The sequence below is a fragment of the Mumia spirodelae genome (assembly GCF_050632745.1).
Classification (GTDB): domain Bacteria; phylum Actinomycetota; class Actinomycetes; order Propionibacteriales; family Nocardioidaceae; genus Mumia.
In genome coordinates this window covers 251,205-276,138 of record NZ_JBODSD010000001.1, presented here as the reverse complement: position 1 = coordinate 276,138, position 24,934 = coordinate 251,205, and the positions used below count along the sequence as shown (strand labels likewise).

Below are 24,934 nucleotides of genomic sequence, written 5' to 3'. Positions count from 1 at the left end.
TGGCCCGCGACGCGCGAGCCACGGCTCGTCAGTCAGAAGTAGACGCGGGTGATGCTCTCCGCGACGCACGCGGGACGGTCCGAACCCTCGAGCTCGACCGTCACGCCCCAGACCACCTGGGCGCCGCCGTCGACCTCCTGCGCCTCCGCGATCCTCACCCGCGCGCGGACCCGCGAGCCCGACGGGACCGGGCTCGGGAAGCGCACCTTGTTGAGCCCGTAGTTGAGCGCGTGCCGCCGGTTCTCGAAGTGGTAGGTCTGCGCCATCAGCGGGACCAGCAGCGCGAGCGTGAGGTAGCCGTGGGCGACCGTCGCTCCGAACGGCCCGCTCGCGGCACGCTCGGGATCGACGTGGATCCACTGGTGGTCGCCGGTCGCCTCTGCGAAGAGGTCGATCCGGCTCTGGTCGACGGTGACCCAGTCGCTGACGCCGACCTCCTGCCCGCTCGCCTCGAGCAACGATCGCGTGCTGTCGAAGACCTTCACGTGGGTCGTCCTTTCGTAGACTATTTTGCATACTAAATCAGCCGACCAGCCTCCCGGAGCCCGGGTGTGAGCGGCGTCACGCGCCGACCTAGGGTGCTCTCACCCAGGAAGGGAGAACTACGTGTCCATCGTCCACAAGGCCGCCGCCGTCCTCGCGGCGTGCGGCCTGACGCTCAGTGGCCTCGCGGCGGCATCGCCCGCGGTCGCCGCCGAGCCCGCCCCCACTTACTACGTGTCGCTCGGCGACTCGCTCGCGACCGGCTGGCAGCCGGACTCGCGCGTGAACGAGCCAGAGACCGCCTACACGAACCGCCTGTACGAGAAGCTCAAGCAGTCCGACCCGAACCTCCGGCACGAGGCGTTCGGCTGCGCCGGCGCCACCGCGCGCTCGGTGCTCACCGGCAGCCACGCCAACGGCAACCCCGGCGCGTGCTCGTACGACGAGGGGACGCAGCTCGCCGCGGCCGTGAAGTTCCTGGAGGACTACCCCGGCCAGGTGAAGTACGTGTCCGTCGGCATCGGCGCGAACGACGTCCACCCGTGCGTGCCCGCGGGGGCCGACGGCGACGACATGCTCACCTGCCTCACGAAGCGCATCGGGTCGGTCGGCGCGGACCTGTCCGCCATCGACGCGGCGCTCCTCGAGGCCGGCGGCGCGAAGCCCCGGTACGTCGGCATGACCTACTACAACCCGTTCCTGGCCGGACACGTCAGCGGCAACGAGGCCCTCGCCTCCCTGTCGATCGGCGTGGCCAAGACGCTCAACGACACCATCACCGCGGCGAACACCGCGAACGGCTTCCTCACCGCCGACGTCGCCGGCGCGTTCTCCTCGAACGACACGACCACGATGGTTGACCTTCCCGGCTACCCGACGAAGGTGCCGCTCAACGTCGCGCGGATCTGCACCTGGACCTGGATGTGCAGCATGGGCGACATCCACGCCAACGACGCCGGCCACCAGAAGATCGCCGACGCCTTCGCCGCTGCGCTCGCCCCGAAGCCGCAGCCGCCGAAGCCCAACCCGCCGAAGCCCGCCCCCGCTCCCGTCGTCAAGGTCACCACGAGCACGACCGCGAAGCTGGTGGGCAAGCACCGCATCACGACCACGAAGCGCGCCTACGTCCGGGTCCGCGTGCGCGCCGCCCGCGGCGTGAAGCCCGGCGGCGTGCTGGTCGTGAGGGACGGCAAGCGGATCCTCAAGAAGGTCCGCGTCGGCGCGACCGGCAAGCGGCTCGTGCACCTGCCACGGCTGAAGCGCGGCAAGCACCGCATCACCGTGACCTACCGCGGTTCGGCGACGACGCGGTGGAGCCGTTCGAACCCGATCCGCCTCAAGGTCGTCGTGCCGCGCTGAGCGGGGCCGACGAACGACAAAGCGGTCGATCGGTGCTCGTCCGGAGCACCGATCGACCGCACAGATGCGGGTGCGCGTTCAGTCCTTGGTGCTGAACGCGGCGTCGAAGGCGGCCTCGGGAGCGTCGAAGAGGTTCGCCGTGACGAACGCGAGCGCCTCCGGAGCCCCGAGGAGGCGGTCCATGCCGGCGTCCTCCCACTCGATCGAGATGGGGCCCTCGTAGCCGATCGTGTTGAGCATCCGGAAGCACGCCTCCCACGGCACGTCGCCGCGACCGGTCGACACGAAGTCCCAGCCCCGCCGCGGGTCGGCCCACGGCAGGTGCGACCCGAGGCGGCCGTTGCGCCCGTTGCCGACCTGCTTCTTCGCGTCCTTGCAGTCGACGTGGTAGATCCGGTCCTTGAAGTCCCACAGGAAACCCAGCGGGTCCAGGTCCTGCCAGACGAAGTGCGACGGGTCCCAGTTGAGCCCGAACGCCTCGCGGTGGCCGATCGCCTCGAGCGTGCGCACGGTCGTCCAGTAGTCGTACGCGATCTCGCTCGGGTGGACCTCGTGCGCGAACCGCACGCCCTCGGCGTCGAAGACGTCGAGGATCGGGTTCCAGCGGTTCGCGAAGTCCTCGTAGCCGGCGTCGACCAGCTCGGCCGAGGCCGGCGGGAACATCGCGACGTACTTCCAGATCGAGGAGCCGGTGAACCCAACGACCGTGTCGACCCCGAGCATGCGTGCCGCACGGGCGGTGTTCTTCATCTCCTCGGCCGCCCGCTGACGCACGCCCTCGGCGTCGCCGTCACCCCAGATGCGGTCGGGGAGCATGTCGCGGTGGCGCTGGTCGATCGGGTCGTCGCAGACCGCCTGGCCCTTGAGGTGGTTGGAGATCGCGTAGACCTTCAGCCCGTACTTGTCGAGCAGGTCGAGCTTCGCCTGGACGTAGCCGTCCTCCTCCACCGCGGCCCACGGGTCGAAGTGGTCGCCCCAGCACGCGATCTCGAGACCGTCGTACCCCCATCCCGACGCCAGCCGCGCGACCTCCTCGAACGGCAGGTCCGCCCACTGCCCGGTGAAGAGCGTGATGGGTCGCGTCATGATGCCTCTCCTTCTCGCGCCACGGGCGCGACTGCGCGTACGGGGTCGGGGTCGTGCGGGACCTTCTGCTGCCGGGAGTCGTCCTCCGAGCTCGCCTCGACCGCCGCGAGGACCCGCTGCACGGCGAGTCCGTCGGCGAACGACGGAGTCGGCTGCTCGCCCGCCGCGACGGCGTTGACGAGGTCGACGACCTGGTGCGTGAAGCCGTGCTCATAACCGAGGCCGTGACCCGGCGGCCACCACGCCGCGACGTACGGGTGCGTCGCCTCGGTGACGACGATCCGGCGGAACCCGGCGGTCTCGGCGGGGTCCGAGCCGTCGTAGAGGTTGAGGATGTTCATCTCCTCGAAGTCGAACGCGAGCGCGCCGTCGGACCCGCTGATCTCGATCCGGAGCGCGTTCTTGCGCCCGGTCGCGAAGCGCGTCGCCTCGAAGATGCCGAGCGCGCCGTTGTCGAAGCGGGCGGTGAACGCCGCGGCGTCGTCGACGGTGACCGGTCCGCGCTCGCCGGTCGCGCTCCCGCTGCCGCCGAGCGTGGCGTGCTCGCCGGAGATCGGGCGGCTGTCGACGAAGGTCTGCATCACGCCGCTGACGGAGCTGATCGACGACCCGGTGATGAACTGGGCCGCGTCCACGATGTGCGCGCCGATGTCACCGAGCGCACCCGACCCCGCGAGCGACTTGTCGAGGCGCCACGTCAACGGGCTGTCAGGATCGACCAGCCAGTCCTGCAGGTAGTGCGCGCGGACGTGGCGGATCGTGCCGAGGCGCCCTTCCTGCACGAGCTGGCGGGCGAAGGACAGGGCAGGGGTACGACGGTAGGTGAAGCCGACCATCGCGAACACGCCGTTCTGGGCCGCCTCCGCCGCCACCTGCGCCATCAGCTCCGCCTCCTCGACGGTGTTGGCGAGCGGCTTCTCGCAGAGCACGTGCTTGCCGGCGCGCAGCGCGGCGACGGCGATCTCGGCGTGCGTGTTGCCCGGCGTGCAGATGTCGACGAGATCGATGTCGTCGCGCTCGATCAGCGCGTGCCAGTCCGTCTCGACCGACTCCCAGCCGAAGCGCTCGGCGACGGCACCGGCCGCCGCGGCGTCGCGCCCGCACAGCGCGGTGAGCCGAGGCGTGAGCGGGAGGTCGAAGAACGCCGGGGCGGTGCGCCACGCCTGGGAGTGCGCCGCGCCCATGAAGGCGTAGCCGATCTGGCCGACGCGGAGCTCACGGGACGTGTCTGTCATGGGATTCCTTCGGTCCGAGGGGCGTGTGCGCTGGATGCGGTGCGCCCCACCCTCGGGGGGAGCGGGGCGCACCGCCGTCGGTCAGGACTCGAAGGCCGAGTCCATGTACTGGTCGACGTTGTCCTTCGTCACGATCGGCGCCGCCAGCTGGATCTTGCGCGGCACCTCGACCTCGGCGAGGTCGGACATCGACTTGCCCTGCGCGATGAGGCGCGCCAGCTTGATGCCGTCCGCGCCCTGGGTCGACGGGTAGATGACCGTCGCCTTGAGGACGGTGTCGTCGGCCTCGATCGACCGCATCACGTTCGCCGAGCCGGCGCCGCCCACCATGACGAACTCGTCGCGGCCCGCGTTCTCGATGGCGGCCATGACGCCGACGCCCTGGTCGTCGTCGTGGTTCCAGAGGTAGTCGATCTTCGGCGCGGCCTGCAGCAGGTTCGCCGCGGCCCGCTCGCCGGACTCGACGGTGAACTCCGCCGCGACCCGGTTGGAGACCTTCAGCCCGCAGTCGGCCAGCGCGTCCTTGAAGCCCTGCGAACGGTCCTGGGTGAGCGGCAGCGAGTCGATGCCGGCGATCTCGGCGACGACCGCGTCGGTGTTGCCGTCGGCCTGTTCGCAGATGTAGCGACCGGCCGAGACGCCCATGCCGTAGTTGTCACCGAGGATGGTCGAGCGGGCCGCGAACGGGGAGTCGAACTCGCGGTCGACGTTGATGACCGGGATGCCGGCCTCCATCGCTCGCGTCGCGACGTCGGTCATCGCGGCACCGTCGAACGGGAGCAGCACGATGGCGTCGACCTTGTCGTTGATGAAGGTCTCCACCTGCGAGATCTGCAGGTTGACGTCGTTGGTGCCCTCGGCGTTGATCAGCTCGACGTCCTCGAACGCCTCGGCCTGCTTCACGGCCGCCGAGGTGATGGCGCCCATCCAGCCGTGGTCGGCTGCCGGAGCCGAGAAGCCGATGCGGACCGTCTCGCCGGCCTCCGCGTTGTCGCCGGAGCCGGTGTTCGCGACGCTCTCGGTGTCGTCGTCGCCGGAGCTGTTCGTGCAGGCGCTCAGGGCCAGGGTCGCTGCGGCAGCGACGCCGGCGAGGGCCAGCAGCCGACGGCGCGGGGTGGTGGTGGACATGCTGTCTCCTCGGTCGGGGTTTCAGGTGTTGCTGCGGTTCGCCAGTCGCTGCTGGAGGAGCACGGCGACGACGATGATCACGCCCTTGGCGACGGCCTGGACGGACGTCGACAGGTTGTTGAGCGTGAAGACATTGGTGAGGGTGGTGAAGATCAGGACGCCGAGCAGCGTGCCGATCACGGTGCCGCGGCCACCGCTGAGCAGCGTGCCGCCGATGACGACCGCGGCGATCGCGTCGAGCTCCCACATGAGGCCGTGGGTGGACGACCCCGTCTGCGTGCGCGACATGAGCATCACGGCAGCCAGCCCGCAGGTGGCGCCCAGCAGGGCGTACAGGTAGACGGTGTGCCGCTGCACCTTGATGCCCGCGAGCCGTGCCGCCTCGATGTTGCCGCCGACGGCGAACGTCCGTCGGCCGAACGTCGTCCTGTTCAGCAGGAACCACCCGGCGATCACGACGACGGCGAAGATGTAGACGATCACCGGGATCCCCAGGGGGCGGGCGCCGAGGGCGTCACGGAACGCCTGGTCGCGGATGATCTGCGTCTTGCGGTCGGCGATGATCTCGGCGAGGCCCCGGGCGCTGGCGAGCATCGCCAGCGTCGCGATGAAGGGGACGATCTTGCCGTAGGCGATCAGCACGCCGTTGATCAGGCCGCAGGCGATGCCGACGGCGATCGCGGTCGTGACGATCACGATCCACCCGACGTTCTCCGCCATCGCCTGGGTGCCGGTCGTCGAGGCCCACACCGAGGCGAGGGCGACGATCGCGCCGACCGACAGGTCGATGCCGCCGCCGGTGATCACGAACGTCATCCCGATCGCGACCACGCCGATCGCGGAGGCGAGGCTGAGGACGGTGATGATGTTGTTCGTGCTGGCGAAGCGGTCGCCGGCCGTGACGAGGCCGACGACGCACAGGACCACCAGCGCGACCACCAGGCCGAGGTTGCGGGCGACCCCGAGGGAGCGCGCCCTCTTCTCAGGCGCTGCCGTGGTCTGCTGCGCGCTTCCGGTCACCGATGAGGTACTCACGCGGCGTCACCTTTCGACTCGTGACTGGCTGACTCGTTGCTGGCGAGGATGCGGTCGAGCACGCCGTGGGCGTCCAGCTCGCCCGCCGGCCCGGAGTGGACGACGCGGCCGTCGGCGACGACCATGACGCGGTCGGACAGCCCGAGGACCTCCTCGATGTCGCTCGACACGACGATCACGGCGACGCCGTCGTCCGCGAGCTGGCGGATCAGGGCGTAGATCTCGCTGCGGGCGCCGACGTCGACGCCCCGGGTGGGCTCGTCGAGAAGCAGGACGCGGCACGAGCGCAGCAGCCAGCGGGCCAGCACGACCTTCTGCTGGTTGCCGCCCGACAGCGTCCGCGTCACGCGGTCGGGGTCGTCGGGCCGCAGGTCGACCGATCGCGCGGCGTCGTGGGCGGCCGACCGCTCGGCGGTGTCGCGGGTCGCACCCATCCGCGAGAAGCGGGGCAGGCTCGCGAGCGAGATGTTGCGGTAGACCGCCTCGTCGAGCACCAGGCCCTGCGACTTGCGCTCCTCGGGACACAGGCCGAGGCCGGCGGAGACCGCAGCGTCGACCGATCCTGCGCGGAGCCGCTTGCCGTCGACGGTCACCGAGCCGTGGTCCGCACGCCGCGCGCCGTACACGGTCTCGACGATCTCGCTGCGCCCCGCGCCGACGAGGCCGGCGAAGCCGACGATCTCGCCCGGCCGGACCTCGAACGAGACGTCCTCGAACTCGCCGTCGCGACCCAAGCCGTCGACCACCAGGAGCGGGGCGCCGGTGGGCACGGGCGTCGTACGCGGCGGGAACTCGGCCGACACCTCGCGGCCGGTCATGAGGGCGATCAGCTCAGAGGTCGGCGTCTCGCGCGCCGGAAGGTCCGAGGCGACAGTGCGGCCGTCCTTCAGCACGGTGAGGCGGTCGCCGATGCGGCGGATCTCCTCGAGCCGGTGGGAGATGTAGATGATCGCCTTGCCGGAGGCGCGCAGGTCCTCGATGACGCGGACGAGACCGTCGACCTCGTCCGGGTCGAGGACCGCCGAAGGCTCGTCCATGACGATCACCCGTGCCTGGCGCGAGAGCGCCCGCGCCATCGACACGATCTGCTTGCCGGCGGCCGACAGGCTCCCGGTCTCGCGCGACGGCCGGATCTCCGGATGCCCGAGGGAGGTGAGCAGCTCGCGCGCGGCGCGGTGCGCGTCACCCACGCGGGAGAAGCCGAACCGGCTCTTCTCGTGCCCGAGGAAGATGTTGTCGGCCACGCTCAGGCCGTCGACCAGGTCGAGCTCCTGGTAGATCGTCGCGATGCCGGCGCCGAGCGCGGCCTGCGGGTCGGTGAAGGAGACCGGCTCGCCGTCCATCACGATCTCGCCCTCGTCGGGGTGGTAGGCCCCCGAGAGCACCTTGATCAAGGTCGACTTGCCCGCGCCGTTCTGACCGAGGAGGCAGTGGACCTCGCCGGCGCGGACCACGAGATCGACGCCGTCGAGCGCGCGGACGCCGGGGAACTCCTTGACGATCCCGGTGAGCTGAAGCAGTGGGCCAGGCATGCGCGTGATGCTAGTCACAGGTAATGACGACCGTCAAGCAAAAGTCGGGTTTCGGCCGACATCCTTCTGTTGGGGTTGACTGCATAAGTTCCCGTGGGAGACTAATCGGCATGGAATCGTTCGTGCCGCAGGCGAGCTCGGCGACTGCAGCCAGCGAGGTCTTCCAGCTGATGCGGGACGGCCGAGCGCGGACGAAGGCGGAGATCGCCGAGGCGACGTCGCTGGCACGATCCACCGTGTCCGCGCGGCTCGACCTCCTCCTCGCGGCGGGCCTCCTCGTCCCCGTGGGAGAGGCCGCCTCGACCGGAGGGCGCCCCCCGGTGCGCTACGCGATGAACACCTCGTCGTACGCCGTGCTGGCCGTCGACCTCGGCGCCAGCCACGCGACGGTGGCCGTCGCTGACCTCGCCGGCGCGGTGCTCGCCGAGGTCAGCGTCGTCAGCGACATCACCGAGGGACCGAAGGTCGTGCTGGACCGCGTCGTCGAGCTCGCGAAGGGCCTCCTCGGCGACCTGGGGCTCACGCCGGACTCCCTCGCCGGAATCGGCGTCGGCGCGCCCGGGCCCGTCGAGCACTCGACCGGCCGGCCCGCGAACCCGCCGATCATGCCGGGCTGGCACGACTTCGACATCCCCGGCTACCTCACGACCGCGTTCCCGGTCACGGTCCTCGTCGACAACGACGTCAACGTGATGGCGCTCGGCGAGCACACGGCGCACTGGCCCGAGACGGACGACCTCCTCTTCGTCAAGGTCGCCACGGGCATCGGCTCCGGCATCATCTCCAACCGCCGCCTCGTCCGCGGCGCCCTCGGGACCGCCGGCGACCTCGGTCACGTCCAGGTCAGCGGCAAGGGCGAGGACGTCGCGTGCCGCTGCGGCAACCTGGGGTGCCTCGAGGCCGTCGCCGCCGGTCCCGCCATCGCCAAGCAGCTCGCCGACCTCGACATCGGCGTGACGACACCGCAGGACGTGGTGGCGGCCGTCGAGCGTGGCGAGGTCGAGGCGGTCCGGGCGGTGCGCGAGGCGGGCCGCGCGATCGGCAGCGTGCTCGCGACCTGCGTGAGCCTGCTCAACCCGTCGGTCGTCGTGGTCGGCGGCTCCCTGTCGGCGACCGGCGAGTACCTCCTCGCCGGGATCCGCGAGGTCGTCTACCAGCGGTCGCTGCCGCTGGCGACCCACCAGCTGCGCATCGTCAGCTCCTCGATGCACGGTCGGGAGGCGGTCATCGGGGCAGCGGCGATGGTCCTCGAGGACGTGCTGTCCCCCCGCTCCGTCGACGCCCTGATCGAGCGCCGAACCCGCGCGAGCGCCTGAGCCCGACCCGGTCACGGGCCGTCGGCGAGGCCGAGGGCGCGCGTCCGCCGGTTGAGGTAGCGCTGCTCGGGGATGCTCGTCGTGAGTCGCGCCGCGATGCCGTACTGCTCGGCCGCAGCGGCCCGCTCGCCGAGCCGCTCGAAGAGGTGCGCCCGCACGGCGTACAGGTGGTGCTGGCGCCGGATCGCCGGGTCGGCGAGAAGCGGCTCGGTCATCTGCAGCCCGAGCCGGGCGTCGTACGCCATCGCGACCGCCACGGCGTGGTTCAGCGTGACGGTCGCGCTCGGGGCCACCCGGGCGAGGTCGGTGTAGAGCATGCTGATCTGGCGCCAGTCCGTCTCCTCGTACGACGCCGCCTCCGCGTGCACGGCAGCGATCGCCGCCTCCAGCTGGAACCGCCCGACGGGTCCGCGTGGCAGCACCTCCTCCAGCAGCGCCTGCCCTTCGGCGACGAGGTCGCGGCGCCACCGCGTACGGTCCTGCTCCGCCAGCGGGACGAGGTCGCCGGTGGCGTCCGTGCGGGTCTGCGACCTCGCGTGGAGCAGCAGCATGAGCGCCAGCGCGCCGGCGACCTCGTCGTGGTCCGGGATCGCCGCGCGCATCTGCCGCACCAGCCCGATCGCCTCGTCCACGAGCGCGGTGTCCACGAGCGAGCTCCCGGTGGTCCGCAGGTATCCCTCGGTGAAGACGACGTAGCAGACGTCGAGCACCGCACCCACCCGCGCGGGCAGGTCTGCCTCTGTCGGCATCTCGAAGCGCGCGCCCGCCTCCCGCAGGGTCGCTCGCGCCCGTGTCAGGCGCTGGGTCATCGTGCGCGGCGGCACGAGGAAGGCCGTCGCGATCTCGGCGACGCCCATCCCCGCGACCGCGCGCAGGCTGAGCGCGACCTGCGAGGGCCGGCTCAGCGCCGGATGGCAGCAGAGGAGCAGCATCCGCAGGAGGTCCCCCGCGTCGTCGTTCCCGGCACCGGGTTCGAGCGGCGCGCGGGCGTCGTCCGACGCACGGTCCCGCTCGGCGTCCTCGCGCCGGCTGCGCGCCGCGTCGGCACGGACGCGGTCCACGAGCCGGCGCGACGCCACCCGGATCAGCCACGCCCGCGGGTCGCGCGGCACACCCTCGACCGGCCACTGCCGCGTCGCCGCCTCGGCCGCCTCCTGCGCGGCGTCCTCGCAGTCACCGAGGTCCCCGTGGCGACGCAGCAGGGCGGCCAGGACGTACGGCGCCTCCGTACGCCAGACCTCCGTCAGCGAGCGGTGGGCGCCGTCCTGCCCGTGGCTCATGCCCGAGCGCTCATCCCCACATCGCGGGCCGGAGCTCGACGGTCTCGCCCGGCCCGGAGAAGGCCGTCACGACCTCCTGCGCACGCTCGGGCGACTCGACGTCGATGAGGAAGAAGCCGGCGAAGTGCTCCTTGGTCTCCGAGTACGGCCCCGAGCTCGCCACCGGGCCCCCGTCCTCCCAGCGGTAGACGGACGCGCTGGCGGGGTCGGCGAGCGCCTCCCCCATCACCAGCTCGCCGTTGCGCTTCAGCTCGGTGAGCGTCTCCTCGAAGGTCTTCGACAACGTCGCGCGGACCTCCTCTGGCAGCGCCAGGTTCTCCGGGACGTAGTCGCCCGTCGGGTGGCCCCACGGCTGGGGGTTGGAGTGGATCAGGATCACGTACTTCATGGGAGCCTCGCTGGTCTCGGCGGCAGCGTCTCTGCCTGCTCACCCGAACGTCGGAGCGGAGCGGGCGATGTCGACACTGGGGACGCCACGGGTTTCAGGAACTCAGCGGTCAGAGCGCGGTGGCGCCGCTGAACACGCCCGTCAGAGCCTCCTCCGCAGCACCCGCGGCCGCCGCGCGCAGGCCGAGCGTGCTGAGCCGGACGTCCAGAGCGGCGTACGGCGCGGAGGTCACGTGCGCCTCGACCTCGCGCACCGTCGCGGGCAGCAGGTAGGGCGCCAGCGGCACGAAGTAGCCCCCGAGCACGACCGCGTCGGGGTTGAGGATGTTGGCCATCGTGGCCACGCCCTTGCCGAGCAGCATCCCGATGCCGTCGAGGACCTCCGCCGTACGCTCGTCCGTCGCGGCCCGTCGCGACACGGCCTCGGCGGCCTCCAGCGGCGTCCCGTCCTCGACGACCCCGACGGCCGCGAGCACGGCGCGCAAGCCGACCGACGCCTCCCAGCACCCGCGGCGTCCGCAGCCGCAGCGGGCGGCAGGGTCGCCGAGCGGGATGTGCCCGACCTCCCCCGCGAAGCCCGAGGTCCCGCGGACGATGGCGCCGTCGCTGATCACCCCGGCACCGATGCCGACCGTGCCGGTGACGTACACGGACTGCCCGAGCCCGACGGTGGCACCGCGCCGGGCCTCCGCGAGCGCGGCGCAGTTCGCGTCGTTCTCGACCGCGACCGACAGCCCGGTCGCCGTCCCGAGGTCGTCGGCGACCGACCGCCCACGCCAGCCGAGGTTGGGCGCCATCGCGACGACGCCGTTGCGGCGGTCGACCAGCCCGGGCACCGCGACCGTCGCGCCGACGACGCGGGCACCCACGCCCGTCATCAGCGCCGCGGACTCCCGCGCGACCGCGACCACCACGTCGTACGGGTCCTGGTCGTCGACGGGCACCGTGCGCTCGAGGCGCACCGTGCCGCCGAGGTCCACCGCGACCGCGGACACGTAGTCGACGTTCACCTCGAGCCCGAGACCGACGAGCGCGGCCCCGGTGAGGACGACCGGGCGTCCCGGACGCCCGCGCGACGCAGCGACGGCGTCGGACTCGCTGACGTGGCCGCCGTCGACGAGCGCGCCGACGATCGTGCCGACGGTCGCCTTCGCCAGGCCGGTCCGGCGTGCCAGCTCCGTCCGCGTCGCCGGGCCGTCGTGCCGCAACGAGCGGAGCACCGTCGCCGTGTTCTGGCGGCGGAGGTCCTCGGTCGCGACGAGCGTCACCCCCGCACCCCGTACAGGTGCTCGAGAGCCAGCTGGTCCAGGTGCTCGAACGCGGCGCCGCGCGCGGCCAGCTCGTCCGGGTCGGCGAGCTCGGCCTGCTCCAGCTCGCGCCAGCCCTCGCCCTCGTCGAGCGTGGGGACGGCCAGCTCCGGCAGCCGTGCCGCGGTCAGTGCCTCCTGGACCTCCGGGTCGGCTCGGAACGCCCGCACCTTGTCGCGCAGCACGAGGTAGTTCGTCATGCACGCGGCCGCGGCGACCCAGACCCCGTCCTCGTCCTCGGTGCGGGGCGTCTTGAAGTCGAAGTGCACCGGCCCGTCGTAGCCACCGGCCTCCAGCGCGTCGACGACCCAGAACGCCCCGCGGGCGTTGCCGGCTCCGAAGCGGAGGTCCTGGTCGTAGCGCGGTCCGTGCTGCCCGTTGAGGTCGATGTGGAAGAGCTTGCCGTGCCACAGCGCCTGGGCGTACCCGTGCGCGGCGTTCATGCCCGCCATCTCCTCGTGCCCGACCTCGGGGTTGACGCCGACGTTCTCCGAGCGGTCGAGGGTCTCGATGAACGCGAGTGCGTGACCGATGGTCGGCAGCAGGATGTCGCCACGGGGCTCGTTGGGCTTCGGCTCGACCGCGAACTTGAGGTCGTACCCGCGGTCGTGGACGAACTCGCCGAGCACGTTGAACGCCTCGCGGTAGCGGTCGAGCGCCGCGGCCACGTCCTTCGCCGCGCCGGACTCGGCGCCCTCGCGGCCGCCCCAGCACACGTACACCTTCGCGCCCAGCTCGGCTGCGAGGTCGATGTTGCGCATGACCTTGCGGATCGCGAACCGGCGGACCTCGCGGTCGTTCGACGTGAAGCCGCCGTCCTTGAAGACGGGGTGCGTGAAGAGGTTCGTCGTGGCGGTCGTGACGACGAGACCGGTGTCGGCGAGGCCCTTCTTCCAGCGCTCGACGATCTGGGCGCGGGTCGCGTCGTCGGACCCGAACGGGATCAGGTCGTCGTCGTGGAAGTTGACCCCGTACGCGCCGAGGTCCGCGAGCCGCTCGAGCGCGTGGACGGGGTCCATCTCGCCGCGGGTGGGCTCCCCGAAGGGGTCGCGCCCCGGGTAGGCGACGGTCCACAGACCGAAGGAGAACTTGTCCGCTGGGGTGGGTGTCGGGATGGTCATCGAGGTCCTCTCGGGTGGTGCGGTCAGTCCCACGCGACCGTGCGGTCGCGCAGGAGGGCGTAGGTCTCGCGTACGGCGGGGGTCGGCGTCGCCTCCAGGACCTCGGTGCTGCCGGGGTCCCAGGCGGCCGGCTCGGACGCTCCCGACAGCGCCCACGCCGCCTGGCGTGCGGCGCCGAGCGCGACGTACTCGGCGGGAGCGGGCACGTGCACGGCAGTCCCGAGGACGGCGGGCGCGAGGGCGCGGACGGCAGGGTTCGCCGTGGCGCCGCCGATGAGCAGCACGCGCCCGTCGGCCCCGCCGGTGCGGCTGCGCACGAGGTCGACCGCGTCGGCCAAGGCGCACAGGAGCGCCTCGACGGCGGCCCGCGCGACGTCCTCCCGGGTCGTGGCGGGCGTCATCCCGGCCCAGACTCCCGTGGCATGCGGTCGGTCAGGGGTGCGCTCCCCGCCGTAGTACGGCAGGACGGTCAGCCCGTTCGCGCCGGGTGCGGAGGCGAGCGCGAGCCGGCCGAGCTCGGCGTGGTCGACGCCGAGGAGCCGGGCGTGCAGGTCGAGGATCCCGGCGGCATTGATCGTCGTGGCCATCGGCAGGTATCGACCGGTCGCGTCGGCGAACCCGGTCACGGCTCCGGTGCCGTCGGCGACCGGCGTGGCCGAGACCGCGCTCGCGACGCCGGAGGTGCCGATCGAGACGGCGATGTCGCCGGGGCGCAGGCCGAGCCCGAGCGCGGCCCCCATGTTGTCGCCGGTGCCGCCTGCGACGACGAGTCCCGAGTCCGCCTCGTACGCCGCCGCGCCGTCGCCCACGACCCGGGGCAGTGCGACCGCACGCCCGAGCGCCCGCTCGGCGAGGTCGTCACGCCAGACCGTGCGGCGGGCGTCGAAGTATCCGGTGCCCGACGCGTCGCCGCGGTCGGTGAACGGCTCGGTCGCCCGGCCGGCCAGGTGCCAGGAGACGTAGTCGTGAGGCAGCATCACGCGCTCCGTCCGCGCGGCCGCCTCGGGCTCGTGGTCGCGCAACCAGCGCAGCTTCGTCGCCGTGAACGAGGCGACGAGCACGCTCCCCACCGCGTCGGCGCACGCCTGCGGGCCGCCCATCTCCTCGACGAGGTCCCGCGCGGCACCGGCAGACCGGGTGTCGTTCCAGAGCAGCGCGTCGTACACAGGGTCGCCGTCGGCGTCCAGCGCGACCATCCCGTGCTGCTGCCCGGCGACCGCGACGGCCCCGGCGCCGGTGAGCCAGTCGCCGAGGGCGTCGTCGCAGGCCGCGAGCCAGTGCCGGGGGTCGACCGCGGTGCCGGCGGGGTGCCGGACGGAGCGGGCGTCGAGGACCTGCCCGTCCGCCGCGTCCACCAGGAGCGCCTTGGTGGCGGTGGTCGAGGAGTCGATGCCGACGACAGTGCTGTGGGCCACATCACCCTGTTTAGTACGAGACTTGAATTAATGTCAAGCGCGGGGCGCACAACCGGGTGTGGAGAATGGGCGCATGACTGACTCGACCCCCACCGTCTGGCACTCCGCGGGCGACTACACCGACATCCGGTACGAGACCACCGACGACGGCATCGCCAAGATCACGATCGACCGGCCCGAGGTCCACAACGCCTTCCGGCCGCAGACGATCATCGAGATCTCGGACGCCCTGACGGTGGCCCGCGAGGACGAGTCGGTCGGCGTCATCATCCTCACCGGCGCCGGCGACAAGGCGTTCTGCTCCGGCGGCGACCAGCGGGTGCGCGGCGACTCGGGCTACAAGACCGACGCCGGCGCCACGGGCCGGTTCCACGTGACCGACCTCCACGTCCAGATGCGGCGCTGCCCGAAGCCGATCGTCGCGATGGTCGCCGGCTGGGCGATCGGCGGAGGGCACGTCCTCCACGTCGTCGCCGACCTCACCATCGCCGCCGACAACGCGCGCTTCGGTCAGGTCGGTCCGAAGGTCGGCTCCTTCGACGGCGGTTTCGGCGCAAGCTCGCTCTCGCAGCTCGTCGGCATGAAGAAGGCCAAGGAGATCTGGTTCCTCTGCCGCCAGTACGACGCGCAGCAGGCGCTCGAGATGGGGATGGTCAACACCGTCGTCCCGCTCGCCGACCTCGAGGCCGAGACGGTGAAGTGGTGCCGCGAGATGCTCGCGCTCTCGCCGTACGCGCTGCGCCTGATGAAGGCGAGCTTCCACGCGTCCGAGGACGGGTACGCCGGTCTCCAGCAGCTCGCGCACGACACGAACCTGCTGTTCTACGGCAACGACGAGGCCAAGGAGGGGCGCGAGGCCTACAAGGAGAAGCGCACCCCCGACTTCAGCCGGTTCCCCCGCCGCGCCTGAGGCCTCCCGCCCTGCGGTTCCCACGCCGGCGGGGCAGACCCCGGTTGGCGCGGACAGACTGGCCGCGCCCACCGGGGCACGCCGCGTCGGCGTGGCAGACCGAGGCGGGCGAGGGGCTCGAGGGTGCGGTCAGCCCCTCGCCGCGACCGCCACTGCGCGTACGGCCTCGGCGACGCGGTCGTGGACCTCGGGGTGGAACACGCTCGGGATGATGTAGTTCGCGTTGAGCTCGTCGTCGGACACGGTCGCGGCGATCGCCTCCGACGCGGCGAGCAGCACCTCGGTGCCGATGCCGTGGCTCTGCGCGTCGAGCAGCCCCCGGAAGACGCCGGGGAACGCGAGCACGTTGTTGATCTGGTTCGGGTAGTCCGACCGCCCGGTCGCGACCACCGCCGCGTGCGCCCGCGCGAGCGCCGGGTCGATCTCCGGCGTGGGGTTGGCGAGGGCGAAGACGACCGCGTCGTCGGCCATCGCCTCGACGTCGTCGGCGGTCAGGACGTTCGGCGCCGACACCCCGATGAAGACGTCGGCCCCGTGGACCACGTCACGCAGGCCGCCGGACAGACCACGCGGGTTGGTGCACCCGGCGATCCACTCGAGCGGCTTCGTCAGCCCGCCACGGTCGAGGTGGACCACGCCGTCGACGTCGCACACCACGACGTCGCTGACCCCGGCCTCGAGCAGCAGCTTGAGGATCGCCGTACCGGCGGCCCCGGCTCCTGACATGACGACGCGGACGGTCGAGATGTCCTTGCCGACCACGCGGAGCGCGTTGCGCAGCGCGGCGAGCGCGACGATCGCGGTCCCGTGCTGGTCGTCGTGGAAGACCGGGATGTCGAGCCGCGCACGAAGGCGGTCCTCGATCTCGAAGCACTTGGGCGCAGCGATGTCCTCGAGGTTGATGCCGGCGAACCCGGGAGCGATCGCGGCCACGGTCTCGACGATCGAGTCGACGTCGTGGGTGTCGAGGCACAACGGCCAGGCGTCGATGTCGGCGAACGTCTTGAAGAGCGCCGCCTTGCCCTCCATCACGGGAAGCGCGGCGTGCGGGCCGATGTCGCCGAGTCCGAGCACGGCCGAGCCGTCGGTCACCACGGCGACCGCGTTGCGCTTGACGGTGAGCCGGCGGGCGTCCTCCTTGTCGCGCGCGATCGCCTCGCTGATCCGTGCGACGCCGGGCGTGTAGATCATCGAGAGGTCGTCACGGGTACGGAGCGGGTGCTTGGTGGCCACCTCGATGACACCGCCGAGGTGCATCAGGAACGTCCGGTCCGACACCTTCTTGACGTCGGCGTCGCCGATCGCCTCGAGCGCGGCGACGATCTGGTCGGCGTGGTCGGTGTCCGAGGTCGCGATCGTGAGGTCGATCCGGAGCAGCTCGGTGTGGGACCCGGTGACGTCCAGCGCGGTGACCACGCCACCGGCCTTCTCGACCACGGTCGTGAGGTCGCTGACGGCGGATCCTCCGGCGGGGACCTCGAGGCGGACGGTGATGGAGTACGAGACGCTCGGTGTTGCTGCCACGTCTCAACAGTCGCACATCCGCCCGAGCAGGACGTGAGGGACCCCTCATGTTGTGCGCCCTCCTACCCTGTCTCGGTGACCGTGCAGCAGGAGCCGTCCCCGTGAACGTCGTCCGTCGACGTCGCGTCCTGCTGCCTGTCCTGTCCGCCGTCGCCGCCGGGGTCGTGCTGCTGTCCGGCTGGCTTCCTCGCGACGCCGCGGTGGACCTCCTCCACCAGACCGGTCCGGTCCTCCTGTTCGTCGTCGCGATCACCGCGTTCTCCGAGCTGTGCGCCGTCTGCGGACTCTTCGACGCGGCCGCCGGCGTCGCCGTCCGCGCCGCTGCCGGTCGCCGCCTCCTGCTGTGGCTGTGGGTCGCCGCGATCGCGACCGCGTGCACGGTCGTCCTGTCCCTCGACACGACGGCGGTGCTGCTCACGCCGGTCGTCCTGGCGATGGCGCGCCGCACCGGCTCTGCCCCGCTCCCCCTCGCCCTCACCGTCCTGGCCCTGGCCAACACGGCCTCGCTGCTGCTCCCGGTCTCCAACCTCACGAACCTCCTTGCGGCACCGTCCCTGGAGGACGGCGGTGCCGCGTACGTCGCGACGATGGCGTGGCCCGCGGTCGCCGTGCTCACCGTGACCCTCGTCGCGCTCGGGCTGCTCCACCGTCGCGGCATCACCGGGCGCCTGTCGCCCGGAGCGGACGTCGCACCCCGTCCCGACGACCCGCTCCTGCTGCGCTGCTCGGCGGTCGTCACCGCGGCCGTGGTCGCGGGGTTCGCTGCCGGTCTGGACGTGGCGCTCGTCGCGTCCGCGGGGGCGCTCGTGCTCGGTGCCCTGGTGCTCGCCCGCCGCCGCAGCCTGGTCGTGCGGGCGGCCGACCTCGTGCCGTGGAAGCTCGCCGTGACCGTGGCCGGGCTCTTCGTGGTCGTCGCGGGCGCGCACGCCCACGGGCTGGACGACCTCGCCGGCCGCGTCGCCGGCACGGGCACCGGCGGAGGCGCCCTCGCGCAGCTGGCCGCGGTCGCGACGGTGACCGCGAACGCGATCAACAACCTGCCCGCCTACCTCGCCCTCGAGCCGGTCGCGATCGGCGACCCGCTGCGTACGGCGGTGCTGCTCGTCGCGGTCAACGCCGGCCCGCTGGTCGCGCCGTGGGGATCGCTCGCGACCCTCCTCTGGTGGCGGCAGGTCCGCCGGCACGGCCGTCCCGACGAGCAGCCGACCTGGCGGCTGGTCGTCGGCCAGGGTCTGCTGATCGCCCCGCTCGCGGTGGCGGCCGGCACGGCGACGGCCGCGCTCACGCTCGGCTAGGGCCGACGCACCCGCACCGTGACCTGGGTCGAGCCGGCCGCGGCGACGGCGTCACCCCCGTAGACGACGGTGAGCCGGGCCCGGCCGACCTTGGTCAGCCGCTGGAGCGTCACGACCGCCAAGCCGTCGCGCACCGCGGCGGTGCCGACCGTCCGTCCTCGCAGCCGCACGGTCACCGTGCCGCTCGGCCGCGCCCCCGCCGCCGACACCGCGACCGCGACCTTCGCCCGGGTCCGCCGGGCGACGACCTTCGTGGTCCGGACCCGCGCCTCGGTGCGCGTCGGGGCCTTCGCCACGAAGACACCCACGAGCCGGTTCCCGTCGCGGTGGACGTCGTCGCCGAGGTAGAGCAGCGTGACCGTCGAGGTGCCGGGCGGGAGCGCCGTGCTGCCGAGCGCGATCGTCGCCGCGCCCGCGACCAGGGACGTCGTCGCCACGGTCGTGTCCCCCGCACGCACCCGGACCTGCCCGCGCGCTCCCGGCACGTGCACGGAGAGCAGCACGCCGCGGACGCCGTACACGCCTGCGCTGCCCCCCACGTCGATCACCGCGTCGAGCCGACGGACCGTGACCGTCACCCAGGCCGTCGCCGTCGCCCCGTCCGGGTCCCGGGCACGGTAGGAGAAGGTGTCGGCACCCACGAACCCGGCCGCTGGGACGTACGTCGCCCGCCCACCCGACACGGTCACAGTGCCGTGGGACGGCCGTGCCGCCTCGTAGGTGAGCGGATCGCCGTCGATGTCCGCCCCGCCCAGCCCGACGGTCACCGCCTTCCCGACGGCGGCGCTGGTGTCGAGGTCGACCGCGGTCGGCGCGTTGTTGGGTGGCTCGCCCTCCACGATGGGGATCTCGCCGAGGACGTCGTCGTCACTGACCAGCGCGCAAGCCAGGTCGACCGCGTCGACGTCGCCGATGAGCTCGCCCGCCGCGTTCTTGGCCGAGGCGACCACGCTGAACGCGGCCGGCACGTGCACCACCGCGACCGCGGGGAGCGCCAGGGTGGGGTTGTCGTCGCGGTCCGGGACGGTGACCGCGGGGACGTCGCCCTCGATCGCGATCGTCCACGGCTCTCCGATCGCCGACGGGACGGACGTCCAGTCCGCAGCGAGGTTGTCGATCGGGTAGGTGGCGGCGTCGGCGACGCCCTGCGTGGTGATGGTGATCCCCGCGTCCTCGGAGCGCCCGCTGACCTGGCGCACGCCGGCGCGGGCGTACGACACCGTACGGAGCGTCTCGGGCAGCGTGAAGGTGATGCGGGTCTTGCGCGACGGGATGGCCTGCCCGGAGTTGACCTCGTCGGGAACCGACACCTGCGCCCGCACCCCGACCGCGTGGTGCCCGACCGCCCGGCCGGAGGCGGAGACCGCGCACGTGTAGTCGAAGCGCTCGTCGAGGTGCGCCGCCGCGGCGGAGGACACGCCCACGAGCGCGCTCAACGACGCGGCGACCAGCGCGACGGCGGCCAGTGCTGCGGCGGTCGTCACGCCTCGGCGGCGCGCGCTCACCCTCGGCACCACGGGCTCCCTCCGACGAACGACACGAGGCTTCTCACGCCCGGGAATCGCCAGGTTAACCCGCCTCGCTCTCCCGTCACGGGGAATTTCCCGAGCCGTCGTCCGACCTGCGCGACGCGCCGACGGGCGCTACAACCGGGGAGTGACCCCACCCCAGCAGGAGCGTGGCAGCGAGAGCACGCTCACCGTCGTCATCGCGTTCACCGCGAACGCGCTCATCGCCGTCGCGAAGTCCGCCGCCGCGGCGCTCACCGGGTCCGCGTCGATGGTGGCGGAGGCCGCGCACTCGTGGGCCGACACGGGGAACGAGATCTTCCTGCTGGTCGCCGACCGGAGGTCCTCGGGACGCCCCGACGAGGACCACCCGCTCGGCTACGGACGCGAGGCGTACGTGTGGTCGATGTTCGCCGCGATCGGCCTCTTCACGGCCGGTGCCGCGGTCTCGATCTGGCACGGCGTCACCGAGCTCGTCGACCCCGAGCCTGCGGGCGACTTCGGGATCGCGTACGCCGTCCTCGCGCTCTCGTTCCTCCTGGAGGGCGTCAGCTTCGTCCAGGCGTACCGTCAGACCCGCAGGGCCGCGCAGCGGGAGAAGATCGACGTCCTCGACGCGGCGCTCACGACGTCCGACCCCACGCTGCGCGCCGTGTTCGCCGAGGACGCGGCCGCGCTGATCGGTCTCGTCATCGCCTTCGCCGGCATCTTCGCGCACCAGGTGACGGGATCGCCGGTGCCCGACGCCCTGGGGTCGATCGGCGTCGGGATCCTCCTCGCCGTCATCGCCGTCGTCCTCATCGACCGCAACCGGCGGTTCCTCGTCGGCGAGGACGTCACGGCAGCGCAGCGGGCGCGCGCCCTCGCGTACCTGTCGGGGTTCCCCGAGATCGACCGCATCACCTACCTGCACGTCGAGTACGTCGGGCCGCGACAGGTGTTCGTCGTGGCGCACGTCGACCTCGTCGGGGACACCGGGGAGGCGGCGGTCGCGTACGCCCTGCGCGCGCTCGAGCGGCGCATCGAGGAGCACGCGGCCGTCGTGGAGTGCGTGCTCAGCCCCGCGACACCGGACGAGCCGGAGCTCGGGTAGTCACCCGACGCGCCTGCCCGTCATCTCGTCGATCGAGAGCCCGAGCAGCACCGTCCGCGGGTAGCCGACCCACGGCTCCGGCTGCACGTCGGGCGCCTCGACCTCCTCGTCGACCTGGCGGATCGTCCCGCGGATCTTGACGCTCCATCCGGTCTGCGACAGCCGGTCGAGGTAGGTCACCACGAACGCCACGGTCTCCGGTCCGGGCGCCAGCTCCGCGAGCGTCCCCGCCTCGACCGTGCGGATGAAGATCATGTCGCCGCTCAGGCGGAAGTTCACCGGCGTGACGTCGAGACCACGAGTCGACTGGTAGGCGATGTGACCGACGCGCGCCGTCTGCAGGAGCTCCCTGGTCTCGTCCGCGTCGAGGGTCACGAGCGGTCGGTTGCTCATACGCCACCTCCTGGGAGTGCTTCGAGTCTACGTCGGCGCGTGCCGCCGCACGCCCGGCCGTAGGCTGACCCCAGCCGAGCCGAAAGGGGCGTCGTGACCAGCGTCTCCCGCTTCCCCGAGCCTCAAGCCGTGACAGCGCCGCTCACCGAGTACGCGATCTTCCTCGTCGTCACGATCGAGGACGGTCCAGCGGCCGCGAGGACGGCACGATCGGTGGTCGGCGACGTCGACGCGCTGGTCCGCGCGGTCGGGTTCCGCAGCCTCCACGGTGGCCTCACGTGCGTGGTCGGGATCGGCTCCGACGCCTGGGACCGGTTCGGCGCGCCCGTCCGCCCGGCCCACCTCCACCGCTTCGAGGCGATCGACGGCTACCGGCACGACGCGCCGAGCACGCCGGGCGACCTGCTCTTCCACATCCGCGCCTCCCGCCACGACCTGTGCTTCGAGCTCGAGCGGCTCGTCCTCGACAAGCTGGGCAGCGCCGTGCGCGTCGTCGACGACACCCCGGGCTTCCGCTACTTCGACGCCCGTGACCTGCTGGGCTTCGTCGACGGCACCGAGAACCCGGTCGGGGACGAGCTCGGCGAGGCGGCGTACATCGACGGCGAGCCGGACTTCCTCGGCGGCAGCTACGTCATCACGCAGCGCTACACGCACGACCTGCCCGCGTGGGGCCGGCTGTCGACCGAGGAGCAGGAGCGGATCATCGGCCGCACTAAGGCCGACGACGTCGAGCTCGACGACGCGGTGATGCCGAGCAACTCGCACGTCTCGCTCAACACGGTCACCGACGATGACGGCAACGAGCTCGACATCGTGCGGTTCAACATGGCGTTCGGCAGCTACGCCGCCGGCGAGGTCGGCACGTACTTCATCGGCTACGCCAAGCACCCCGAGACGACGGAGCAGATGCTCCGCAACATGTTCGTCGGCAACCCGCCGGGCAACGACGACCGCATCCTCGACTTCTCCACGGCGACGACGGGATGCCTCTTCTTCGTGCCGTCGGCGGCGACGCTGGCGATGCTCGGGGAGCTCGACGACGCCGCCACCCCATCCACGACCGACGGCTCGCTGGGCGTCGGCAGCCTCCGAGGAGACCACGGACGATGAACAACCTGCACCGCTCGCTCGCGCCCATCTCCGACGCCGCGTGGGAGCAGATCGAGGAGGAGGCGAGCCGCACCTTCCGGCGCAACCTCGCCGGGCGCCGCGTGGTCGACGTGCACGACCCGGCCGGCGTCGGCTTCGCCGGGCTCTCGACCGGCCACCGCGGACCGGGCGCGACCGATCTCAACGGCGTCGAGGTCCGCCGCCGCGAGGTCGCCCCGGTCGCCGAGCTGCGCGTCACCTTCGACCTGAGCCGCGAGGACGTCGACGACGTGGAGCGCGGCTCCAACGACTCCGACTGGCAGCCCGTGAAGGATGCCGCGCGAGCGCTGGCGTTCGCCGAGGACGGCGCCGTCTTCCACGGACTGACGGGCGTCGGCGTGCGGGGGATCGCGGAGTCGTCGAGCAACCCGCGCCTCACGCTGCCCGACGACGCGATCGACTACCCCGACGTCGTCGCGCAGGCCCTGAGCCAGCTGCGCCTCGTCGGCGTCGAGGGACCGTACGCGCTCCTGCTCAGCGCCGACGCGTACACCAAGGTCAACGAGACCACGGACCACGGCTACCCGATCCACCAGCTCCTCTCGCGTCTGCTCGACGACAACATCGTGTGGGCGCCGGCGATCTCCGGCGCGGTGCTCCTGTCGACCCGCGGGGGCGACTACGACCTCCACCTGGGCCAGGACACCTCGATCGGCTACCTGCACCACGACGACGAGACGGTCACGCTCTACCTCCAGGAGTCCTTCGCCTTCCTCCCGCTGACCGACGAGGCGTCGGTGGTGCTCGAAGGATGAGCGCGATCCAGAACGACACGGGCTGGGAGCGCCGTCCGGTCGACGTCGACGGCCTCACCTTCGACGTCGTCCTCGCCGGCCCGGAGGACGGGACGCCGGTCGTGCTGCTGCACGGGTTCCCGCAGACCGCCGACTCCTGGGCGGCGGTCGGAGACCGACTCGTCGCCGCCGGGCTGCGGGTCGTCGCGCCCGACCAGCGCGGCTACTCGCCGGGGGCACGGCCGGCGGAGACCGAGGCGTACGCCGTCGAGAACCTGGTCGACGACGTGACGGGCCTGATGGACGCGCTCGGTCTCGACTCCGCCCACGTCGTCGGTCACGACTGGGGCGCCGCGGTGGCGTGGGCGCTGGCGGCGCACCATCCCGACCGCGTCCGCAGCCTCGTCGCCCTGTCGGTGCCGCACCTCGCGGCGTACGGGTGGGCGCTCGTGCACGACGAGGACCAGCAGGAGCGCGCGTCGTACATCAAGCTGTTCCGCAAGCCGGGGAAGGCCGAGGACGTGCTGCTCGAGGACGGCGCACGGCGGCTGCGCGCGATGTACGGGGACACCGTCCCCGCGGAGCGGGTCGCGTCGTACGTCGAGGCGCTCGGCGAGCGGGAGGCCTTGACGGCGGCGCTCTCGTGGTACCGCGCGATGGGCCGCGACCTGGACGCGACACCCACGGTGACGGTGCCGACCACCTACGTGTGGGGTGACGCCGACTGGGCGCTCGGCCCGGTCGGGGCACGGCGCTGCGGCGAGCACGTCGAGGCCGAGTACCGGTTCGTCCCGGTGCGCGGCGCCTCGCACTGGCTGCCGGAGGAGTTCCCCGACCTGGTGGCCGAGGAGATCGTCACGCGCGTACGCGGCTGAGCGCGCGCCTGGTCCCGACCGAGATCAGGCGCTCTCGTCGCGCGCCCGCTCCGCCTGGTCGCGGTGGTCGATCTCCGACTTGAGGTCGCGCACGCGCTGGCCCCGGGTCCGGTTCGTCCGGGTGAGCCAGACGAGCCCGACGAACAGCAGGGCACCGATGATCGCGCCCCACAGCGAGGCGGCACGGAACCCGGGGCCGTCCACGTCGAGGATCCGCTCGCCGGCGTGCGCGCCGTTGCTCGTGCCGACGACGATCGAGAGCGTCATGAGGTTGGGCAGGGCGACCAGGACCGCGACCACGATCAGCGCGACCTTCCAGAAGCCCTTGATCCACGGGCGGACGACCGCCTGCCACACGAGGACCAGGGGCACGAAGGTGCACACGACGCCCAGGAACAGGCCCCACACCGTCCCGGCCGGGAGGCTGCCGTCGACGCGTCGGCCGATCCACTGCGCCCAGGAGCGCGGCACGAACGCGGCGAGCCCGTAGCCGATCGCCACCACGACCACCGCGGCCGCGAGCACGAGGACCAGGTTGCGCAGGAGCTGCTGCCCGTACGACTTCCAGCCGTCCGCCGCGCTCCCGCGGTGGTCCGCAGGCGTACGCGGGCCCGTCGTCTCGCCGTCCTGCGAGGTCGCCATGACTCCAGGATGGCACCGATCGGGGCAGTCGGCCGGACTCTGGACGGACGTCCAGGTAACATCCGTTAACAACGATGTGACGTACGGCACACGCTCGGGTGAGTCCGTGGCGTCGCTCGGGAAG

Annotated in this window: 23 protein-coding genes; 8 read left to right on the top strand and 15 right to left on the bottom strand. The window is 72.3% G+C overall.

Features of this window, described 5'->3' with window-relative positions:
• Window positions 1-32 precede the first annotated feature (32 nt).
• Window positions 33-485 carry a MaoC family dehydratase gene (locus ACQSSQ_RS01415; RefSeq protein ID WP_431325244.1) on the bottom strand — a complete coding sequence of 151 codons (453 nt, stop codon included), beginning with the start codon at window positions 483-485 and terminating at the stop codon, window positions 33-35.
• Between the two features lie 121 nt (window positions 486-606).
• On the opposite strand from ACQSSQ_RS01415, the gene ACQSSQ_RS01410 reads away from it, so the two are divergent.
• Entirely contained in the window at window positions 607-1,842 is a 1,236-nt protein-coding gene (locus tag ACQSSQ_RS01410) for an SGNH/GDSL hydrolase family protein (RefSeq protein WP_431325243.1), read from the top strand.
• Window positions 1,843-1,920: 78 nt separating this feature from the next.
• Here ACQSSQ_RS01410 and ACQSSQ_RS01405 read toward each other — a convergent pair whose 3' ends face one another.
• The 5 genes from ACQSSQ_RS01405 to ACQSSQ_RS01385 all read right to left on the bottom strand — a co-directional run bounded on the left by ACQSSQ_RS01405 (window position 1,921) and on the right by ACQSSQ_RS01385 (window position 7,858).
• Entirely contained in the window at window positions 1,921-2,928 is a 1,008-nt protein-coding gene (locus tag ACQSSQ_RS01405; protein ID WP_431325242.1) for a sugar phosphate isomerase/epimerase family protein, read from the bottom strand.
• Window positions 2,925-4,163, bottom strand: a complete 1,239-nt coding sequence (locus ACQSSQ_RS01400) for a Gfo/Idh/MocA family protein (protein WP_431325241.1) — start codon at window positions 4,161-4,163, stop codon at window positions 2,925-2,927. The genes ACQSSQ_RS01405 and ACQSSQ_RS01400 overlap by 4 nt, the downstream gene beginning before the upstream one ends.
• Window positions 4,164-4,244: 81 nt before the next feature.
• Window positions 4,245-5,291: a substrate-binding domain-containing protein gene (locus ACQSSQ_RS01395; RefSeq protein WP_431325240.1), complete on the bottom strand. Its 1,047-nt coding sequence runs from the start codon at window positions 5,289-5,291 to the stop codon at window positions 4,245-4,247.
• Window positions 5,292-5,312: 21 nt separating this feature from the next.
• The gene (locus ACQSSQ_RS01390; RefSeq protein ID WP_431325239.1) at window positions 5,313-6,326 is read right to left on the bottom strand and encodes an ABC transporter permease; all 1,014 of its coding nucleotides are present in this window, start codon (window positions 6,324-6,326) and stop codon (window positions 5,313-5,315) included.
• Window positions 6,323-7,858: a sugar ABC transporter ATP-binding protein gene (locus ACQSSQ_RS01385; protein ID WP_431325238.1), complete on the bottom strand. Its 1,536-nt coding sequence runs from the start codon at window positions 7,856-7,858 to the stop codon at window positions 6,323-6,325. Before ACQSSQ_RS01385 ends, ACQSSQ_RS01390 begins: the two co-directional genes overlap by 4 nt.
• A 110-nt stretch (window positions 7,859-7,968) precedes the next feature.
• Here ACQSSQ_RS01385 and ACQSSQ_RS01380 point away from each other — a divergent pair, with 110 nt between their 5' ends.
• Entirely contained in the window at window positions 7,969-9,174 is a 1,206-nt protein-coding gene (locus ACQSSQ_RS01380; protein WP_431325237.1) for an ROK family protein, read from the top strand.
• An 11-nt stretch (window positions 9,175-9,185) separates the two neighbouring features.
• Here the strand turns inward: ACQSSQ_RS01380 and ACQSSQ_RS01375 are convergent, their stop codons facing one another.
• From ACQSSQ_RS01375 to xylB, 5 genes are all read right to left on the bottom strand, one after another.
• On the bottom strand, window positions 9,186-10,454 hold the full coding sequence (locus ACQSSQ_RS01375) for an RNA polymerase sigma factor (RefSeq protein ID WP_431325236.1): 1,269 nt from the start codon (window positions 10,452-10,454) through the stop codon (window positions 9,186-9,188).
• Between the two features lie 10 nt (window positions 10,455-10,464).
• Window positions 10,465-10,842 (bottom strand): YciI family protein, encoded by a 378-nt coding sequence (locus ACQSSQ_RS01370; protein ID WP_431325235.1) that lies wholly within the window; start codon window positions 10,840-10,842, stop codon window positions 10,465-10,467.
• Window positions 10,843-10,951: 109 nt separating this feature from the next.
• Complete coding sequence (locus tag ACQSSQ_RS01365) at window positions 10,952-12,109, bottom strand: ROK family protein (RefSeq protein WP_431325234.1); 1,158 nt, start codon at window positions 12,107-12,109, stop codon at window positions 10,952-10,954.
• Window positions 12,106-13,269 carry a xylose isomerase gene (gene xylA, locus ACQSSQ_RS01360; RefSeq protein ID WP_431325233.1) on the bottom strand — a complete coding sequence of 388 codons (1,164 nt, stop codon included), beginning with the start codon at window positions 13,267-13,269 and terminating at the stop codon, window positions 12,106-12,108. The genes ACQSSQ_RS01365 and xylA overlap by 4 nt, the downstream gene beginning before the upstream one ends.
• 23 nt (window positions 13,270-13,292) lie before the next feature.
• Window positions 13,293-14,684, bottom strand: coding sequence for a xylulokinase (gene xylB / locus ACQSSQ_RS01355; protein ID WP_431325232.1), 1,392 nt, complete (start codon window positions 14,682-14,684; stop codon window positions 13,293-13,295).
• 73 nt (window positions 14,685-14,757) lie between these two features.
• Between xylB and menB the strand changes: the two genes are divergently transcribed.
• Complete coding sequence (menB, locus tag ACQSSQ_RS01350; protein ID WP_431325231.1) at window positions 14,758-15,594, top strand: 1,4-dihydroxy-2-naphthoyl-CoA synthase; 837 nt, start codon at window positions 14,758-14,760, stop codon at window positions 15,592-15,594.
• A 129-nt stretch (window positions 15,595-15,723) separates the two neighbouring features.
• Here the strand turns inward: menB and ACQSSQ_RS01345 are convergent, their stop codons facing one another.
• Window positions 15,724-17,118, bottom strand: coding sequence for an NAD-dependent malic enzyme (locus tag ACQSSQ_RS01345; RefSeq protein ID WP_431325230.1), 1,395 nt, complete (start codon window positions 17,116-17,118; stop codon window positions 15,724-15,726).
• A 101-nt stretch (window positions 17,119-17,219) separates the two neighbouring features.
• Between ACQSSQ_RS01345 and ACQSSQ_RS01340 the strand changes: the two genes are divergently transcribed.
• The gene (locus tag ACQSSQ_RS01340; protein ID WP_431325229.1) at window positions 17,220-18,413 is read left to right on the top strand and encodes an SLC13 family permease; all 1,194 of its coding nucleotides are present in this window, start codon (window positions 17,220-17,222) and stop codon (window positions 18,411-18,413) included.
• Here ACQSSQ_RS01340 and ACQSSQ_RS01335 read toward each other — a convergent pair.
• Complete coding sequence (locus ACQSSQ_RS01335; protein ID WP_431325228.1) at window positions 18,410-19,918, bottom strand: DUF6801 domain-containing protein; 1,509 nt, start codon at window positions 19,916-19,918, stop codon at window positions 18,410-18,412. The two genes, ACQSSQ_RS01340 and ACQSSQ_RS01335, sit on opposite strands and share 4 nt — an antisense overlap.
• Before the next feature lie 151 nt (window positions 19,919-20,069).
• On the opposite strand from ACQSSQ_RS01335, the gene ACQSSQ_RS01330 reads away from it, so the two are divergent.
• Entirely contained in the window at window positions 20,070-21,014 is a 945-nt protein-coding gene (locus ACQSSQ_RS01330; protein WP_431325227.1) for a cation diffusion facilitator family transporter, read from the top strand.
• Here ACQSSQ_RS01330 and ACQSSQ_RS01325 read toward each other — a convergent pair whose 3' ends face one another.
• Entirely contained in the window at window positions 21,015-21,407 is a 393-nt protein-coding gene (locus ACQSSQ_RS01325) for a pyridoxamine 5'-phosphate oxidase family protein (RefSeq protein WP_431325226.1), read from the bottom strand.
• A 129-nt stretch (window positions 21,408-21,536) separates the two neighbouring features.
• Between ACQSSQ_RS01325 and ACQSSQ_RS01320 the strand changes: the two genes are divergently transcribed.
• The 3 genes from ACQSSQ_RS01320 to ACQSSQ_RS01310 are packed head-to-tail and all read left to right on the top strand — an operon-like array spanning window position 21,537 to window position 24,168.
• Window positions 21,537-22,520, top strand: coding sequence for a Dyp-type peroxidase (locus ACQSSQ_RS01320; protein WP_431325225.1), 984 nt, complete (start codon window positions 21,537-21,539; stop codon window positions 22,518-22,520).
• Entirely contained in the window at window positions 22,517-23,314 is a 798-nt protein-coding gene (locus tag ACQSSQ_RS01315) for a family 1 encapsulin nanocompartment shell protein (protein WP_431325224.1), read from the top strand. Before ACQSSQ_RS01320 ends, ACQSSQ_RS01315 begins: the two co-directional genes overlap by 4 nt.
• A complete protein-coding gene (locus ACQSSQ_RS01310; protein WP_431325223.1) occupies window positions 23,311-24,168 on the top strand; it encodes an alpha/beta fold hydrolase in 858 nt (285 codons plus the stop codon). The genes ACQSSQ_RS01315 and ACQSSQ_RS01310 overlap by 4 nt, the downstream gene beginning before the upstream one ends.
• 24 nt (window positions 24,169-24,192) lie before the next feature.
• Here ACQSSQ_RS01310 and ACQSSQ_RS01305 read toward each other — a convergent pair whose 3' ends face one another.
• Entirely contained in the window at window positions 24,193-24,810 is a 618-nt protein-coding gene (locus ACQSSQ_RS01305) for a hypothetical protein (RefSeq protein ID WP_431325222.1), read from the bottom strand.
• Window positions 24,811-24,934: the final 124 nt, after the last annotated feature.

Bases quoted from the DNA above. Each gene is read 5' to 3' on its own strand.
- ACQSSQ_RS01400 (WP_431325241.1), bottom strand. From the start codon at position 4,163: ATGACAGACACGTCCCGTGAGCTCCGCGTCGGCCAGATCGGCTACGCC.
- ACQSSQ_RS01405 (WP_431325242.1), bottom strand. From the start codon at position 2,928: ATGACGCGACCCATCACGCTCTTCACCGGGCAGTGGGCGGACCTGCCG.
- ACQSSQ_RS01305 (WP_431325222.1), bottom strand. From the start codon at position 24,810: ATGGCGACCTCGCAGGACGGCGAGACGACGGGCCCGCGTACGCCTGCG.
- ACQSSQ_RS01325 (WP_431325226.1), bottom strand. From the start codon at position 21,407: ATGAGCAACCGACCGCTCGTGACCCTCGACGCGGACGAGACCAGGGAG.
- ACQSSQ_RS01395 (WP_431325240.1), bottom strand. From the start codon at position 5,291: ATGTCCACCACCACCCCGCGCCGTCGGCTGCTGGCCCTCGCCGGCGTC.
- ACQSSQ_RS01315 (WP_431325224.1), top strand. From the start codon at position 22,517: ATGAACAACCTGCACCGCTCGCTCGCGCCCATCTCCGACGCCGCGTGG.
- ACQSSQ_RS01370 (WP_431325235.1), bottom strand. From the start codon at position 10,842: ATGAAGTACGTGATCCTGATCCACTCCAACCCCCAGCCGTGGGGCCAC.
- ACQSSQ_RS01385 (WP_431325238.1), bottom strand. From the start codon at position 7,858: ATGCCTGGCCCACTGCTTCAGCTCACCGGGATCGTCAAGGAGTTCCCC.
- ACQSSQ_RS01310 (WP_431325223.1), top strand. From the start codon at position 23,311: ATGAGCGCGATCCAGAACGACACGGGCTGGGAGCGCCGTCCGGTCGAC.
- ACQSSQ_RS01375 (WP_431325236.1), bottom strand. From the start codon at position 10,454: ATGAGCCACGGGCAGGACGGCGCCCACCGCTCGCTGACGGAGGTCTGG.
- menB (WP_431325231.1), top strand. From the start codon at position 14,758: ATGACTGACTCGACCCCCACCGTCTGGCACTCCGCGGGCGACTACACC.
- ACQSSQ_RS01380 (WP_431325237.1), top strand. From the start codon at position 7,969: ATGGAATCGTTCGTGCCGCAGGCGAGCTCGGCGACTGCAGCCAGCGAG.
- xylA (WP_431325233.1), bottom strand. From the start codon at position 13,269: ATGACCATCCCGACACCCACCCCAGCGGACAAGTTCTCCTTCGGTCTG.